This window comes from Collinsella sp. AF02-46-1 (assembly GCF_003465825.1).
GTDB lineage: Bacteria > Actinomycetota > Coriobacteriia > Coriobacteriales > Coriobacteriaceae > Collinsella.
This window is the reverse complement of record NZ_QSBV01000028.1, coordinates 1-15,745: the sequence shown is the minus strand read 5'-3', so window position 1 is coordinate 15,745 and position 15,745 is coordinate 1. Positions and strand designations below refer to the sequence as shown.

Annotated in this window: 12 protein-coding genes; 7 read left to right on the top strand and 5 right to left on the bottom strand. The window is 61.3% G+C overall.

The features are described 5' to 3' along the window. The first annotated feature begins 574 nt into the window (after positions 1-574). From ppk1 to DWV20_RS10000, 3 genes are all read left to right on the top strand, one after another. On the top strand, positions 575-3,022 hold the full coding sequence (gene ppk1, locus DWV20_RS09345) for a polyphosphate kinase 1 (RefSeq protein ID WP_233539820.1): 2,448 nt from the start codon (positions 575-577) through the stop codon (positions 3,020-3,022). Positions 3,023-3,108: 86 nt separating this feature from the next. Then, positions 3,109-4,437, top strand: coding sequence for a 23S rRNA (uracil(1939)-C(5))-methyltransferase RlmD (gene rlmD, locus DWV20_RS09340; RefSeq protein WP_118237724.1), 1,329 nt, complete (start codon positions 3,109-3,111; stop codon positions 4,435-4,437). Positions 4,438-4,574: 137 nt separating this feature from the next. Continuing rightward, a complete protein-coding gene (locus DWV20_RS10000; protein ID WP_197032199.1) occupies positions 4,575-4,904 on the top strand; it encodes an IS3 family transposase in 330 nt (109 codons plus the stop codon). A gap of 175 nt (positions 4,905-5,079) precedes the next feature. Here the strand turns inward: DWV20_RS10000 and DWV20_RS09330 are convergent, their stop codons facing one another. From DWV20_RS09330 to DWV20_RS09320, 3 genes are all read right to left on the bottom strand, one after another. After that, complete coding sequence (locus DWV20_RS09330; RefSeq protein ID WP_118237722.1) at positions 5,080-6,528, bottom strand: PTS transporter subunit EIIC; 1,449 nt, start codon at positions 6,526-6,528, stop codon at positions 5,080-5,082. 31 nt (positions 6,529-6,559) lie between these two features. Then, the gene (locus tag DWV20_RS09325) at positions 6,560-7,990 is read right to left on the bottom strand and encodes a 6-phospho-beta-glucosidase (RefSeq protein ID WP_117583936.1); all 1,431 of its coding nucleotides are present in this window, start codon (positions 7,988-7,990) and stop codon (positions 6,560-6,562) included. 122 nt (positions 7,991-8,112) lie between these two features. Beyond that, entirely contained in the window at positions 8,113-9,093 is a 981-nt protein-coding gene (locus DWV20_RS09320; protein WP_117638210.1) for an EamA family transporter, read from the bottom strand. A 500-nt stretch (positions 9,094-9,593) separates the two neighbouring features. On the opposite strand from DWV20_RS09320, the gene DWV20_RS09315 reads away from it, so the two are divergent. From DWV20_RS09315 to DWV20_RS09305, 3 genes are all read left to right on the top strand, one after another. Beyond that, positions 9,594-10,136 carry a DJ-1 family glyoxalase III gene (locus DWV20_RS09315; protein WP_117735750.1) on the top strand — a complete coding sequence of 181 codons (543 nt, stop codon included), beginning with the start codon at positions 9,594-9,596 and terminating at the stop codon, positions 10,134-10,136. Continuing rightward, on the top strand, positions 10,133-10,714 hold the full coding sequence (locus tag DWV20_RS09310; protein ID WP_118237721.1) for a nucleoside triphosphate pyrophosphatase: 582 nt from the start codon (positions 10,133-10,135) through the stop codon (positions 10,712-10,714). The genes DWV20_RS09315 and DWV20_RS09310 overlap by 4 nt, the downstream gene beginning before the upstream one ends. 101 nt (positions 10,715-10,815) lie before the next feature. After that, a complete protein-coding gene (locus DWV20_RS09305; RefSeq protein ID WP_118237719.1) occupies positions 10,816-11,817 on the top strand; it encodes a P1 family peptidase in 1,002 nt (333 codons plus the stop codon). A 361-nt stretch (positions 11,818-12,178) separates the two neighbouring features. Here the strand turns inward: DWV20_RS09305 and DWV20_RS09300 are convergent, their stop codons facing one another. After that, positions 12,179-13,210 carry a glycosyltransferase family 2 protein gene (locus DWV20_RS09300; RefSeq protein WP_022094096.1) on the bottom strand — a complete coding sequence of 344 codons (1,032 nt, stop codon included), beginning with the start codon at positions 13,208-13,210 and terminating at the stop codon, positions 12,179-12,181. Continuing rightward, entirely contained in the window at positions 13,203-14,405 is a 1,203-nt protein-coding gene (gene glf, locus DWV20_RS09295; protein WP_055252340.1) for a UDP-galactopyranose mutase, read from the bottom strand. The genes DWV20_RS09300 and glf overlap by 8 nt, the downstream gene beginning before the upstream one ends. A 232-nt stretch (positions 14,406-14,637) precedes the next feature. Here glf and pta point away from each other — a divergent pair, with 232 nt between their 5' ends. Next, positions 14,638-15,618, top strand: a complete 981-nt coding sequence (gene pta, locus DWV20_RS09290) for a phosphate acetyltransferase (RefSeq protein ID WP_089573084.1) — start codon at positions 14,638-14,640, stop codon at positions 15,616-15,618. Positions 15,619-15,745: the final 127 nt, after the last annotated feature.

Genomic DNA, 15,745 nt, shown 5'->3' with positions numbered 1-15,745 from the left:
TGCAGACCTTTCGTCATGGCCTCCTACCTTTCTTTCGGGCCTTTCGGCCGAATCTCTCAGCACCCTTCCGTAACGGGTGCTGCTTGCTGACAGCTCTAGTTATATCCAAATTCCAACCGCAATTCCACCTCGCCCCCGAACGGTCAACAAAGTTCGATGAACGGTATATAGAATATGATTCCCCCATAATGCACTTCGGCGTTCTAAAGTAGCTTTTCTAAGGTAAATGCTCTTTTTTCTTAAAAATCATTCGCAATTACAACTCCAATCTTTCGATTAAGAATTGCATATCTAAAACGGTTTTATGTATATAAATGACGCTTGTTCGTGTTTCTGTCTGTATTCGATGATATTCAGCTACCTATCATTCTTATTCACACATACTCACCAGTTGAGTGAGGATATAGACCGTTTTTCACAACGCGAAGGGCGTCAGCTCTATGGCTTGTCAGCGTAAGAAGTAGGTAAAGATACCGTTCACGCGATACGTCCGTGCCATAGGTCGACTAAATTGAGACAATAGTGAATAGTGTTAGGCAACCGTCCCCCACGGGGACTGAACGGACAGATGCATATGCCGAGCAAAATCGAAAAAAAGCAAGCCGCTGCAAAGCTGCGTAAGCCGCCGCGCGACTTCTCGTACACGCAGAACCGAGAGCTCAGCTGGCTGCGCTTTGACAACCGTGTGCTTGACGAAGCCTTCGACGAGACCGTTCCGCTGTTCGAGCGGCTAAAGTTCGTGTCGATTTTCGAGTCTAACCTCGATGAGTTTCTCATGGTGCGCGTGGGCGGCCTGTCCGATCTGGCAGAGCTCAAAAAACAGCCTGTCGACAACAAGAGCAATATGACCGCCTCCGAACAGGTCGATGCCGTCATGGCCGAGATGCCCGGGCTCCTTACCCGCTGGGAGACCATCTTCAAGAGCATCGAGGGCAAGCTCGACGCCCTGGGCGTTCACCGCGCTCGCATCGACTCGCTTACGCCCGAGGAGCGCACCTTTGTCACCCGCTACTTCCAGGCCTACGTGTCGCCGGTCATCTCGCCGTTGGTCATTGACCCGCGCCACCCCTTCCCCAACCTGCGCAACGGCGCACTCTATCTAGCTTGCGGACTGGACGGTGTCACGGACGAGGAGAGCCTGCTGGGCCTTATCGAGATTCCCGCCTCAATGAACCGCGTGGTCGAGATCCCCTCGCCCGCCGGCACCTACTCCTACATCTTGCTCGAGGACGTCATTCTCGCCTGCCTGGACAGCTGCTTTGGCTCCTATAAGCCGCTCGACCGCGCTCTGATCCGCGTCACCCGCAATGCCGATATCGACCCGGACGGCGAGGGCGTCGAGGAGGAAGAGGATTACCGCCAGCACATGAAGCGCATCCTCAAAAAGCGCTTGCGCCTGCAACCGGTGGTGCTTGCCGTCTCCGGTTCGCTCGAGAAGGCGACACTCAAGACCATCCGCAAAGCGCTCGAGCTTTCGCGCCGCTCGGTTTTTACCTGCGATATCCCGCTCGACCTGGGCTATGTCTTTGGCATCGAGGGCAAAATTCCCGAGCACCTGCGCAACGAGCTCCTCTTTACGCCGTTTAAGCCTCAGCCCAACCCCACCATCGACATGTCCCGCTCCATTCGCGAGCAGGTGCTGCAGGGCGACAAGTTGCTCTTTTACCCCTACGAGGCCATGAATCCGTTCCTGGACCTGGTACACGAGGCCGCATACGACCCCGAGTGCATCTCGCTGCGCATCACGCTCTACCGCGTGGCCAAGCAGAGTCGTCTGTGCGAGTCGTTGATTGACGCCGCCGAGAACGGCAAAGAGGTCACGGTGCTCATGGAGCTCCGCGCGCGCTTTGACGAGCAAAATAACATCGAGTGGGCAGAGCGTCTGGAAGAAGCGGGCTGCACCGTCATCTATGGCTCCGAGGGTTTTAAATGCCACTCAAAGATCTGCCAGCTCACCTATCGCGAGGGCATGGCGCTCACTCGACTCACGCTTTTGGGCACCGGCAACTTTAACGAGAAGACGGCCAAGCTCTACAGCGACTTTATGCTCATGACCGCCCATCCCGGCATCGGCGAAGACGCCAACTTGTTCTTCCGCAACCTGTCGCTGGGCAACCTGCGCGGCGACTACCGCTTTTTGGGCGTGGCGCCCGTCGGTCTCAAGCCACTCATCATGCGCGGTCTGGACCGCGAGATACAACGCGCTCTCGCCGGCGAGCCCGCGCGCGTATTCTTTAAGCTCAACTCGCTGACCGACCGCGAGGTCATCGACAAGATCGCCGAGGCATCGTGTGCCGGTGTGCGCGTGGACATGATCATCCGCGGTATCTCGTGCCTGAAGCCCAACATTGCGGGCAAGACCAAAAACGTGCACGTACGTTCTATCGTCGGACGTTTCTTGGAGCACGCGCGCGTCTATGCCTTCGGCGTGGACTCGGACATGATCTACCTGAGTTCTGCCGACATGATGACGCGCAACACCGAGCATCGCGTGGAGATCGCCTTCCCCGTGCTCGACCCCACCTGCCGCGCGCTGGTGCACGAGTACATGGGTGTGCAGCTGCGCGACAACGTGAAGGCACGTAGCCTGACGAGCGACGGCACCTGGGTTCCCGTAGAGCGAAAAGAGGGTGAGAAGCCCTTTAACTCGCAGGAGTTCCTGTTGGAGCGCGCTTATCGCAACGCCGAGTCCGCAGCCGTGGCTTCGGAGCCCGTCGCCAAAGCAAAACCGGAATCCGCACCTGTTCTGGGTCCCAAGCCCGAGCCACAGCCGGCAGCCCCTAAGGTACAGAAGGTCCAGGCGACCGTCATCGAGCCCGACCTGGAGCCCGAGCCCGAGCCCGAGCATGCGCCCCAGCCTCAGCCGCAGACCGCCAAGCCCGCGCCCCAGGCAAGCGCCCGCCGCGAGAAACCCGCCGGCAAGACCAAAGCCATCGAGCGCCATCGCCCCGGTCGCGTGCGCATGGGCTTGGGCCTAATCGGCCTAGGACTCAAGACGCTCATTACCGGCAAGACGAAATAGACGTTTGTAGAAGCGCCCCGTATTTGAGGAATGCCTCAGGTACGGGGCGCTTTTCCCTGCTACCATGGTTGCGGACAACAACGCGAATGACAGGCAGGGATATGAAGCTCACTATAGAATCGATGACCTACGGCGCCGATGGTCTGGCGCATGCCGATAACGGCAAAGCCGTATTTGTGCAGGGCGCCGTGGCGGGCGACACCGTCGAGGCCGAAATCGTGCAGGACGGCAAATCGTTTATGCGCGCCCGCGCCACCGAGATTCTGGAACCGAGCCCCGATCGAATTCAGCCTCCCTGCCCCTTCGTGGGCATCTGCGGTGGCTGCTCGTGGGGCAATCTCTCGCGCACCGCTCAGCTTGCCGCCAAGGAGCAAAACCTGCGCTCCACGCTCGAGCGCATCGGCAAGTTCACCCCTGAGCAAGTCGACGAGCTGGTGCAGCCCATCCGCCACACCAAGGACGATTGGGGCTACCGCAATAAAATTGAGCTCGAACCGACCGTCGTTAACGGCCGCGTTCGTCTTGGCATGCACGGCGTCGATCCCAGCAAGATCGTGACCGTCGATTCGTGCCCGCTGTTCGATAAGCGCTTCCCCAAGGCACTCAAATCGGTTGTCGGCGCGCTCAATTATCTGAGCGGCAGCCACGACCTGGGCTTGGAGCGCGTGGGCATTCGCGCCTCGCGTCGCACCAAAGCGCTCGAGGTCGCGCTCTGGACGCCCACGGGGTCGTTTCCGCGCTCGCAAGTCTCGCGCGTGCTGGCAGACGCCGCACACCCCACGAGCATAGTGCGCGTTATGAGCAAGGGTGAGAAGAAGGCCCGCCGTGTCTCCAAGGTCGAAATGCTCGCCGGAGAGGGCTCATGGACCGAGAATATCGCCGAGGGTCAGATGCGCTTGTCTGCCCCGTCTTTTTTCCAAGTCAACACCAAGGGTGCTGAGATTTTGATCGAGCTTGTCATGGAAGCGCTCGACCCGCAAGAAGACGAGCTTGCCGTGGACCTGTACTGCGGCGCCGGAACCTTTACCCTGCCGCTCGCCCGCCGCTGCGACTTCGTCGCCGCCGTCGAGGCCTACGGCCCGGCCGTGCGCGACCTGCACCGTAACCTGGAAATCAACAAGCTTGATAACGTCGACGTCATTGGCGGAGACGCGGTGCGCGAGTTCCCCGACCAGGATGCCGACGTCTTGGTGGTCGACCCGCCGCGCGCAGGCCTCGCCCCCGAGGCGATCGACCTTATCGCCAGCACGAGCGCTCGCGATGTCGCCTACGTGAGCTGCGACCCCGCCACCCTGGCACGCGACCTTAAGCGCTTTGTCGAGGAAGGTACCTTCTCCCCCGTCAAGATCACGCCGGTCGATCTGTTCCCGCAAACCTTCCACTGCGAAACCGTCGTCCACCTCAAGCGCAACTAGACTGTTTGCCCCAGACCACGCCCGATGATTTTTCTGGCACGGGGATAAAAATAGATTTGCTCCGAATGATTATTTAATCCCCGTCCCGAAATTGAACCGCCCCTCATTTCTTGAACATTAGAAATGGGGGCTTCTTTATGGACGGGAGAGTCAGGCACGACGCCACGCTGAGGACTCTTGCAGCAGAGCTTTGCGACAGGGGGTGCGGGCGCGCCGAAGGCCAGCGGGAGGCCGAAGGGTGCCCGGACCCGGCCGGGGCCGGCGGCGTGCGAGGGCAAGCTCATGCGACGGAGCTGCTGCCCGGGCGCCTGAAGGACGAATTCTACAGGAGCCGGACGTGGCGGAGCTTCGAGGAGTTCAAGCGGGACCTCGAAGCCTATACCGTTCACTGGAACAAGAGGAGGCGGGTTAAGCAAAAGGGACTGACCCCGGAGGAGTTCCGAAATCAGTCCCCATGTGCGGCATAGGCCGCTAATTGACCCGTCCAAGTATCGGGGCGCAGTTCATTTCAGCGCCGCCCGAGAAAGCTAAACGCCTTCTGGCAGGTTGTCCCGGGCCGAGGGCGGCCACCTTGATCGCCCTCGGCCCTCACCCACCTCAACTGCTCCTCAATTACATAGAGCTGATTGAGGAGGGCGCAAGCTAGTGGGCGCCTTCCTCCTCGTCGTTGGGTCGGTAGGTGATGAACTCGATAACAAAGGCCAGGACGGCGGAGATGAGCGAGGCGATGATCGCGAAGATCATGTGGGAGATCCCGGCGCCACCAGGGGTCCCGTCGATGAAGTTGAGCAGGTTGAAGACGCCGAGGCCGCCCGAGATGTACATGAGAGCGCCAGTCATTCCCACGATAGCGCCGCCCACGGCGGAGCTCAGGCATGCCACGACGAACGCGCGCTTGTTGGGGAGGGCGATGCCGTAGATGCCCGGCTCGGTGACGCCGAAGAAGAAGGCGGAGATCATCGCGGGAAGGGCGATGCCGCGGAAGCGCTCGTCCTTGTTTCTGAGGTACATGGCAAAGATGACCGCTCCGAGCGCGAACCCGTGGCCGATGGTGGCGGCGAGCACGCTGTCGTGGCCGAGGGTGTTCAGATTCATGATGGAGATGGGGATGAGGCTCCAGTGGAAGCCAAAGATGACGAGGCACATCCACAGTCCGCCAACCAGGGCGCTGCCCAGGACGGAACCAACCACGGGGAGCTGGAAGATGAACGAGAATGCCGCGCTCAGCAGGTTGGTGATGAGGGTGGCCACCGGGCCGATGATGAGGTAGCCCAAGACGATGGAGACCGTCATCGTGGCGAGCGGGACAAGGAACATCTTGAGCGCAGCCGGCATCCAGCTCTTGAGCCAGCGCTCAAGGATAGAGCCGAACCACACCATGAGAAGGACGGGGATCACCGAGCTCACGTAGCCGGACACGGGCATGATGATGGGGAGCCCGAGGGCGGTGGCGTACCACGAGAACGTGCCGGCCACGCCGAGGTCGATGCTGCCGAGCGCCTCGCCCGAGGTCAGGGCGACCATCGTCGGGTAGAGAAGCGCCACGCCGATTGCCACGCCGGTGAACTCGTTCATGCGGAACTTGCGCGCGGCACTGAACGCCAGGGCGACGGGAAGGAAGTAGAAGAAGCCGTCAGCCACGGTGTAGAGCAGCGTGTAGAGGCCGTCGTTTGCAAAGGCCGGGACGAAGTAGGTGATGAGGGCAAGCAGTCCCTTCATGATGCCTGCGGCGGCAAGCGGTCCCAGGATGGGCTGGAAGATGCCAGAGATGAGGTCGATGACGACGGAGGCAACGGTCTTATCGCCCTGGGGCTCGTCGTCGGCGCTTGCGCCGCCCGAGAAGTTGCCGGCCTCCAGGACCGCGTCGTAGACGTCCTCGACGATGTTACCCACGACCACCTGGTACTGGCCGTTGGCCTGGATGACCTGGATGACGCCCTTGAGGGCCTCGATCTTGGCAGTGTTGGCGCGGGACTCGTCCTTGAGTTTGAAGCGCACGCGCGTGATGCAGTGCGCGACGCTGGCGACGTTCTCTGTGCCGCCTACGTTCTCGAGTATGGATCTGGCCAGATCGTCGTATTTTTCAGCCATTATTTTCTCCTTAGTGATATTGCCCGGGCGGCTAGCCCAGGTCGCCTCCGTTGGTGGCGATGGCCTGTTGATACCAGTAGAAGCTCTTCTTGCGCCTGCGCTCGAGCGTGCCGTTGCCCAGGTTGTCGCGGTCCACGTAGATGAAGCCGTAGCGCTTCTCCATCTCGCCGGAGCCCGCGCTCACGAGGTCGATCGGCCCCCAGGTGGTGTAGCCGAGCATCTCGACGCCGTCCTGCTCGATGGCGTCACGCATGGCCTCGATGTGCTCGCGCAGGTAGGCGATGCGGTAGTCGTCCTCGATCGTGCCGTCGGGAAGCACCTCGTCATAGGCGCCGAGGCCGTTCTCCACCACAAAGAGCGGCTTCTGGTAGCGGTCCCAGAGGTCGTTGATCGTGATGCGGAATCCCAGCGGGTCGATGACCCAGCCCCAGTCGCTCGTGCGCACGTAGGGGTTCTCCACGCCGGCGAAGGCGTTGCCCTCGGCGACGCCGCCCACGGAGTCGGGGTCGCCCGCGGTGCAGCGCGAGGAGTAGTAGCTAAACGAGATGAAGTCGACGGTGTTCTCCGCAAGGATGCGCTCGTCCTCGGCGGTCATGCCCACGTCGATGCCCTCGCGCTCGAGCATCTTGAGCGCGTAGCCGGGGTAGCGACCGCGCGCCTGCACGTCCACGAAGAAGAGGTCCTCCTGGTTCTTGACCTGCGCCGCGCGAACGTCCTCGGGACGACAGGAGTAGGGGTAGTAGCTTCCCGCGGCGAGCATGCAGCCCACCTTGTTCTCCGGATCGACCTCGTGGGCGATCTTGGTGGCCCAGGCGCTCGCCACGAGCTCGTTGTGCGCGGCGCGGTACTCGGCCTCGCGGGCATTCTCCCCGGGCTCGAGGACGATGCCGGCACCCATGAAGGGACGGTGCAAGATCATGTTCATCTCGTTGAACGTGATCCACCAGCGCACGAGGCCGCGGTAGCGGTTGAAGAGCACCGTCACAAGCCGCTTGTAGAGCTCGATAAGGGTGCGGTTTCGCCAGGCGCCGTACTTCTTGACGAGGTGGATGGGGCAGTCGAAGTGCGTGATGGTCACGAGGGGCTCGATCCCGTGCTCGCGGCAGCAGCGGAACACGTCCTCGTAGAAAGCGAGCCCGGCCTCGTTGGGCTCCTCCTCGTCGCCATTGGGGAAGATGCGGCTCCAGGCGATGGAGAGGCGAAAGACCTTAAAGCCCATCTCCGCGAAGAGGGCTATGTCCTCGCGGTAGTGGTGATAGAAGTCGATGCCCGTCTGGGCCGGGTAGTAGTACCCGGGCTCGAAGTCGAGCATGCGCCTCAGGCCGCGGCTTACGTCGTTGCGCTCCGGCCCGTGTGGGATGACGTCGACGTTGGCAAGGCCGCGGCCGCCCTCGTCATAACCTCCCTCGCATTGGTTGGCGGCGGTGGCTCCTCCCCAAAGGAACCCTTTTGGAAATGGCATGGTGCCTCCTTCTCTCTGGCGCCCCCATCTCTGCGGGGGACGCTTTATAACGTCCTTGCGGCCTCGCGCGCCTGGCCCGTGGCCCTTTCCCTGATGCGCGCGGGCCGCCTGTGAAGGGGTGACTAGCTGACGGCTTGTCCTGCGGCGGCGCGACGTGCCTCCCGGCCTCCAAGCAGGGAGGGGACCTGTGCCAGGCACACGCCGGCGAGGATGATGGCGACGCCCAGCCACTCGACGACGCCGAGCGGCTCGCCGAGGACGATCATGGCGATGAGCAGGCCGGCGGGGAGTTCCGCGGCGGCCATGACGGTGGACAGGCCCGCGGGCAGGTGCGGAGAGCCCATGCCGAAGAGCAGGACCGGGCAGAGCATGCCAAAGAAGCCGGCGATGACGGCAAAGGGCAGGATGCCCTGGGCGAGGACGCCCGAGACGACGTAGTCCGGACACACCGTGAGCGACATGACCACGGAGCCCGCGCATACGATGACGCCACGCTGCTCGGACGAGCAGGGGGCCTCGACCTTGCCGGAGAGGGTGACAAAGAGGGAGCAGGACACGGCCGCCCCCAGCGCGCAGAGCAGGGCCACGGGGTCGTACCCGGTGATGCCGGTCTTGTAGACGCCGCTGGCGAACACCGTTCCGAAGACGATGACCAGGGCGGAGGCCACTTGGAGGAGCCTCGGCGGCCGGCGCGTCATGACGGTCTGCCACACGAGCCCCAGCCACGTGAACTGGAAGAGGAGCGTGAGTGCCACCGGGGCGGGCAGCACGCTCATGGCGTAGCAGTAGAGGATTGAGGTGAGGCAGGTGAGGGCTCCCAGGCCCATGAGCTTGAGGGCGAGCTTCCAGCCCACGCGCTGCCAGCGGTGCCCGAGTGCGTGCCCTGCGAGCGTGGCGAGGGCGAAGAAGAGGCAGCCGAACCACGCCTGGCTCGCCACCACCTGCGCTGAGGTGAAGCCCGCGGCGTAGGCGAGCTTGTAGGTCGTGGCCATCGCGCCGTAGCAGGCGCCGCCCGCAAAGACCTGGAGCGCCGCCTTGACCTGCCCCGCGCCCGCGGCTCCCGCCTCGGCGGTCTGTTGCTTGATTGTGTTTGTTTCTGCCATTAGGCTCCCTTCCGTCTGCTGTCTTGCAGATGCACGTCTCGTGCGTCTGTTCCCTGCAGTCGGAAGGTGGGCTCGTGCGGTCTTCTGGCGGCGCATGTGGTACCTGCTGCCAAGACGAAAAAAGCCACGCAACCGACTGCTCGGTTGCGTGGCAAAAAGGTGGCTAGCGCCCAGAAAAGTCCACGCGTTTTTAGACTGGGACAAAGTACTACAACAGGTGAGATTCCGTCAAGAAAAACCGAAGAAAAAAGTGAGCCTCTGCCCGCCGTACCTGTAGCGGTCGTTTCCCCGAACGGGGCGGTGCTGTTGGGGACTGTCTCGATCTGTAACAGTTGGGGCTAGTTTTGGTCGATGGATGTTACAGATTGAGATTGTTGAGGATGGGTGGGGGTAGCTAATTCGGACGGGGCTATTTTAAACATTGGGAAATCAAGCGTGGCAAGCGGAGGTCTTCGGGGTATAAGACGGCTAATTGTATGCCGCCTATGAAAGGAACCCTCATGCCCAGCGTTGCCGTTCTCGCCGCCGATGGCTTTGAAACTATTGAATGCCTGACCATGGTCGATGTCATGCGTCGCGGCGGCGTGCGCGCCACGCTTGTCTCGATCATGCCCACGCGCGAGGTCGTAAGCTCGCTGCAGATTCCCGTGACCTGCGATGCGCTCTTTGACGAGATCAACTTTGACGAGTACGACTGCGTCGTGCTACCTGGCGGCCTGCCCGGCGCCACCAACCTGCGTGCCGACCAGCGCGTCTGCGACGTGGTCTGCGAGTTCGCCGCCGCCAAACACGTCGCCGCCATCTGCGCCGCCCCGTTTATCCTGGGTGAGCTCGACCTGCTCGAGGGGCGCCACGCCACGTGCTTCCCTGGCTTTGAGAAGAGCTTCCCCGAAGGCGCCTATACCGGCGAGAAGGTTACGCAAGACGGCAACATCATCACCGCCAGCGGCATGGCCCAGTCGCTCCCCTTTGCGCTTGAGCTGCTGCGCACGCTCGCCGGCGACAAGGCTGTCGAGAAGGTTGCCGAGGGCATTCAGCTATGATTTTGGCCTCGCAATCACCGCGCCGCATCGAGCTGATGCGCGAGGCGGGCTATGACATTCGCATCATTCCTGCCGATATCGACGAAACGCCATTTGATGGCGAGGCCCCACTTACGCTCGTTGAACGCTTAGCACGCGCCAAAGCCGCCGCCGTTGCCGCCGAGCATGCCGAGCCCAATGAGCTGACGGTCGCGGCCGACACCATCGTCACCTTTGACGGCAAGATTCTGGGCAAGCCGGCAACCGAGAACGAGGCGTGTACCATGCTCCGTGAGCTTTCGGGCCGCACGCACCAGGTCGCAACCGGCGTCTGCATCGTTAAGGCAGGCGACGCCACGGCTCCGCATTCCGCCGAGAGCCTGTCCTTTGTCGATGTGACCGACGTGACGTTCTACGAGCTCACCGACGAGCAGATCGAGCACTATGTCGCCTCGGGTGAGCCCATGGACAAGGCCGGCGCCTACGGCATTCAGGGCACAGGAGGACGCATGCTCGTGCACGATATTTCGGGCGACTTCTATAACGTGGTGGGCCTACCCATCGCCCGCGTCGCGCGCGCGATTCAAAAACTCTCGTAATTGCATCTGGCGCTGGGTATCCCCCAGCGCCTACAATTTCGGCGTACCGTACGGATCCCGACCGGGCATAAGGCCCGGCGGAAAACCGATAGGAGTAAAACATGGATACACTGCTTGAGGCCATTGACGTTTGCGATGTCGATGGCTTTTGCCTTGGCAACTACACGGACGAGGAGGCCGGCACCGGTTGCACCGTAATCGTGGCACCCGAGGGCGCCACCGGCGGCGTTGACGTTCGCGGCGGTGCCCCGGCATCGCGCGAAACCGACCTGCTGCGTCCCGAGAACACCGTCGACAAGGTCCACGCCGTCTGCCTTTCGGGCGGATCGGCCTTTGGCCTGGAGGCCGCAAGCGGCGTCGCTCGCGAGCTTGAGAGCCGCGGCATCGGCCTTCCCGTCGGCCCCACGCAGGTGCCTATCGTGTGCTCCAGCTGCATCTTCGACCTCGCCTTTGGCGACCCCGCCGTACGCCCCGACATTGAGGCTGGCATCTCCGCCGTGCGCGAGGCGCTCGACAACACCCCCACCACGCTCGAGCAGGGCAATGTAGGTGCCGGCACCGGTGCCACCGTGGGCAAGCTCATGGGCCCCGCCACCTGCATGAAGGCCGGCCTAGGCGCTGCCGCCGTGGCACTCGGCCCTGTTAAGGTGGGTGCCGTGGTCTCGGTCAACGCCTGCGGCAATGTCGTCGACCCCTTCACCGGCGAATGGGTCGCTGGTATGCGCGCCGCAGCAGATAGCGACCAGATCGTCGACATGGAGCTCGCAGCCTTTGCCGCCGCCGGCTCCATGCAAATGCCGCTCGACCGCACCAACACCACCATCAGCTGCATCGTCACCAACGTTGAGCTCACTAAAGCTCAGGCCACCAAGGTCTCCCAGATGGCGGCAGACGCCTATGCGCACGCCATCCGCCCCACACACACCACCAACGACGGCGACACCATCTACACCCTTGCCAGCGGCAAACTGGGCGCCCAGGCAAGCGCTGCCGTTCCCCTAGACCTGCTGGGCATGCTCGCCGTAAGGGCCCTACAGACCGCCATCGTAAACGGAGCCAAAAACGCCAAAACCTCCCACGGCATACCCGGCGCCGCAAAGTAAACTAGCTCGTCCGGTTGCCCGGTGGGGTTTGGTTATGTTTGCTGCTCTACAGTCCCGGCTCGCACGAAGAGCACATTAAGTGCTCTTCGGCTCGTGCGGAACTCGCGACAAACATAACCAAACCCCACCGGGCAACCTACCAACCAGATTCTTTTCAGCCCAGGCCCCTGTGTACCGCGCGTCCAAGATCTTCAAATTCAGCCGTCTGACATAAAGCAAGACATAGCAGAGGACCCCTGGTCCTTAACTTGATACGAGTTCCGCACGCAAAGGAGGCGCCAGTGGCGCCTCCGTCTTGCGCAGGACTGTCCGAAGTAGCAAGTTAAGGACCAGGGGTCCCCGTTACCCGTGCGTTTCTGTGCTAGTTGAATTTGAAGATCTTTGAGGCAAGACGGTATAGGCCGAGTGTGGTTTTGTCTCCGGCCCGTCCGCGCAGGTTGGTGAAGAAGCCGACCACGCCGTAGCGGGCACGACGATACATGCGCTCGTCGTAGGCCTTCAAATCATTCCACAGCGTCTTTAGGCGCTCGTCGGCGCAATCTTCCTCGGAAAGCTTGGTGAGCACCGAGCAGATCGCCATCATCATGGTGAAGTAGCCCATCATGTACGAACGCAGACGCGACGACTCAACATCGCTGTACAGGTGGTACGACTCCATCATGATACGCGTAACACGGAACTGCTGGTCCAGACGCTTGACCATCGTTGCCTCGTTGACGCTCTGACCTTCGCGACCGATAAAGTAGCGGTAGAGGTCGATGTCGGCGTAGTACATGGTCTTGCAACGCGGCAGCGGCACGTAGGCGTAGATGTTGTCCACATAGAACGTGTGCGGCGGCATGGGAAGGTTGGACTCGCGCAGCACATCCGTGCGATAGCACAGGCTGTGCATGAGTAGGTTCTGGTCCAGGCGGAAATGACCGATCTGATCCCAGGAAAAGATCTTTTTGCGCGGCAGGGCAAATTTGTAACCGATAGCGGTATGCGTGCCCTCGTAAACCTTCTCGTACACGTAGTTCGAGATAAACAGGTCAACGCGCTGGTCGCGCTCCTCAAAGCCACGCAGAATCGACAGCATGGTCGAAAGGGCAGCGCCGTCAAGCCAGTCGTCCGAGTCGACAACCTTGTAGTAGGTGCCCTGCGCCTCGCGCAGACCCGAAAGGACGGCAATACCGTGACCGCCATTCTCCTGGTGCACCGCGCGGATGATTCCAGGATAACGGGCCTCCCACTCGTCGGCCTTGGCGGCCGTCTCGTCCTTGGAGCCGTCGTCCACCACGATAATCTCGATATCGGTGGCGTAATTGCTCCCCTCCAAGATGGAGGTGATGCAATGGTCCATGTCCTTGGCGGCGTTATACGAGGGAATACCGAATGTTATGACTTTATGCATGGCAGGCGATAATCTCATCCGAAAGATCGAGGGCAGAATTGGTCACGGCGTCCATATCGTAGTAACGATACTCGGCCAGACGACCCACCGGGTGGAAGTTCGTCAGGTTCTGGACGCGCTCAAGATAGCGCTCATAGAGCTCACGGTTCTCGGGCTCAAGAATGGCGTAGTACGGCGTCTCGCCCGAGCCGGGCGTATAGGCCTTGGAGTACTCCTTCATGATGGTGGTCTTGCCGGGCAGGACCTGACCAGTCATGTTCTTGAACTCGGTGATGCGCGTATAGTCCTCGCTCGTGGTGTAGTTGACGGTGCCCACGGGCTGGAACTGGTCCATATCGAGCGTCTCGAACTTCATATCGAGCGTGCGGTACGGCAGCGCGCCCAGGTCGAGGTTGAATAGCTCGTCGAGCGGACCGGTGTAGACGATCTCGCCGCCATAGACCTTGCCGTCGATCTTGACGGTGGTCTCGTCGATTTCAAAGAGGTCACGGGCGTCTACGTCACAGAATACGTCGATCAGATCGTGATCGAGCATATGCTCGAACAGCGCGGTATAGCCGTCCTGCGGCATGCCCTGGAAAGGAGCCTGCGGGAAGTAGCGATCGTCATCGCCCACAAAGACGGGAACGCGGCCGGTGATCGAGGGGTCGATCTGGTCGGGCGTCTGGCCCCACTGCTTCATGGTGTAATGCAAAAAGACGTTCTCATAGACATAATCGGCGACCTCGGCAAGATCCGGGTCGTTCTTCTTGCGCAGCTCCATAATGGGCACCTTGACGTCCTTGCCAAAGGTCTCCACGAGCTTCTGATACAGCTCCTCGCCGCGCTCATCGCCAAAGGCGAGCTTGAGGCTCGCATGGTTAAAGGGTACGGGCATGAGGGTGCCGTTGATGTTGGCGAGCACCTTGTGCTGGTAGTCCGTCCACTTGGTAAAGCGCGACAGGAAGTTATGGACGCGCTCATTAAAAGTGTGATAGATGTGCGGACCGTACTCGTGGACCAGGATTCCGGCCTCGTCAGTGCAGTCGTAGGCATTACCCGCGATGTGGCCGCGACGTTCCAAAACGGCAACACGATAGCCGATAGTTTCGGCAAGACGGCGGGCGCAAACGGCACCGGCATAACCGGCGCCGACAACGATCATGTCGTACGCACCGGCATTAAAGCCTTCAGGCAGGCCTGAGGTAATCTGCATCGATACTCCTTGTCAAAAGCCACACGCTTTTTAACTGGGCTTTTTCTCGAACATACGTCGAGACATATTTATCAGAGCGATTATAGCGCTAATGCGTCCTATAATGAGCTTGCCACACAAGGAAAGCTCAAGCACCGCGGCGTACATTATTGAAAGGTAAACCCGCTAGCAGCGGGTTTATTCGTGTACAGCCGAGGGCCTGGAGCTTAGCGAAACGCTTGTAAGGAGTATCATGAGCGATTTCCTGAACCGTATGAAGTCTGCCGCCAAGGCCGACCTTAAGACGATCGTCCTGCCCGAGGGCGAGGATCCGCGTACCATCGTCGCGGCAAACAAGATCATCGAAGAAGGCCTGGCCAACATCGTCATCCTGGGCGATCCCAACGAGATCAACGTTCCCGGCGCCACCGTCATCGACCCGCGCAATGCCGAGAAGCACGAGGAGTACGCACAGAAGTTTGCCGAGCTCCGCGCCAAGAAGGGCGTTACCATCGAGCAGGCTCGTGCCCAGGTGATGGACGCCACCTACTTTGGCACCATGATGGTCAAGATGGGCGATGCCGACGGCCTGGTCTCCGGTGCCTGCCACTCCACCGCCGACACCCTGCGCCCCGCGCTGCAGATCCTCAAGACTGCCCCGGGCACCAAGCTGGTCTCGGCCTTCTTCGTGATGTGCACCGACACCCCGCAATTCGGCACCGACGGTACGCTGATCTTCGCCGACTGCGGCCTCAACATCAACCCGTCCTCTGACGAGCTCTCCGAGATCGCCATCGCCTCGGCCCACTCCTGGTCCACCTTTATGGGCAATGTTGAGCCGCACGTGGCCATGCTCTCCTACTCCACCATGGGCTCCGCCGGTGGCGAGGTCGCCAAGAAGGTCCAGGAGGCCGTGAAGTTCTGCAAGGAGAAGGCACCCGAGCTCGCCATCGACGGCGACCTGCAGCTCGATGCTGCTATCGTCCCCACCGTCGCCCAGCTCAAGGCTCCCGGCTCCTCCGTCGCCGGTAAGGCCAACGTGCTCGTGTTCCCCGACCTCGAGGCCGGCAACATCGGCTACAAGCTGGTCCAGCGCTTCGCCGGCGCCGACGCTTACGGCCCCATTCTGCAGGGCATCGCCAAGCCGGTCAACGACCTGTCGCGCGGCTGCTCTGCCGACGACATCGTGGGTGTCGTAGCCATCACCGCCGTCCAGGCTCAGATGGCTGAATAGATTACATATCCCCTCGGGACCCTGCAGGGCAAAGCTCTGAAAACGTCCTCGGACATGCAAAGAGGCTCCGCTGCGCGCTTCGCGCGGCGGAGCCTCTTTGCGTCCTGACGCTCCTATTTGGCAAGGT

Excerpts from the sequence above, each read along its gene's own strand:
- DWV20_RS09310 (WP_118237721.1), top strand. The coding sequence starts at position 10,133 with ATGATTTTGGCCTCGCAATCACCGCGCCGCATCGAGCTGATGCGCGAG.
- DWV20_RS09320 (WP_117638210.1), bottom strand. The coding sequence starts at position 9,093 with ATGGCAGAAACAAACACAATCAAGCAACAGACCGCCGAGGCGGGAGCC.
- DWV20_RS09325 (WP_117583936.1), bottom strand. The coding sequence starts at position 7,990 with ATGCCATTTCCAAAAGGGTTCCTTTGGGGAGGAGCCACCGCCGCCAAC.
- ppk1 (WP_233539820.1), top strand. The coding sequence starts at position 575 with ATGCCGAGCAAAATCGAAAAAAAGCAAGCCGCTGCAAAGCTGCGTAAG.
- rlmD (WP_118237724.1), top strand. The coding sequence starts at position 3,109 with ATGACAGGCAGGGATATGAAGCTCACTATAGAATCGATGACCTACGGC.
- DWV20_RS09305 (WP_118237719.1), top strand. The coding sequence starts at position 10,816 with ATGGATACACTGCTTGAGGCCATTGACGTTTGCGATGTCGATGGCTTT.
- pta (WP_089573084.1), top strand. The coding sequence starts at position 14,638 with ATGAGCGATTTCCTGAACCGTATGAAGTCTGCCGCCAAGGCCGACCTT.
- DWV20_RS09315 (WP_117735750.1), top strand. The coding sequence starts at position 9,594 with ATGCCCAGCGTTGCCGTTCTCGCCGCCGATGGCTTTGAAACTATTGAA.
- DWV20_RS09300 (WP_022094096.1), bottom strand. The coding sequence starts at position 13,210 with ATGCATAAAGTCATAACATTCGGTATTCCCTCGTATAACGCCGCCAAG.
- DWV20_RS10000 (WP_197032199.1), top strand. The coding sequence starts at position 4,575 with ATGGACGGGAGAGTCAGGCACGACGCCACGCTGAGGACTCTTGCAGCA.
- DWV20_RS09330 (WP_118237722.1), bottom strand. The coding sequence starts at position 6,528 with ATGGCTGAAAAATACGACGATCTGGCCAGATCCATACTCGAGAACGTA.
- glf (WP_055252340.1), bottom strand. The coding sequence starts at position 14,405 with ATGCAGATTACCTCAGGCCTGCCTGAAGGCTTTAATGCCGGTGCGTAC.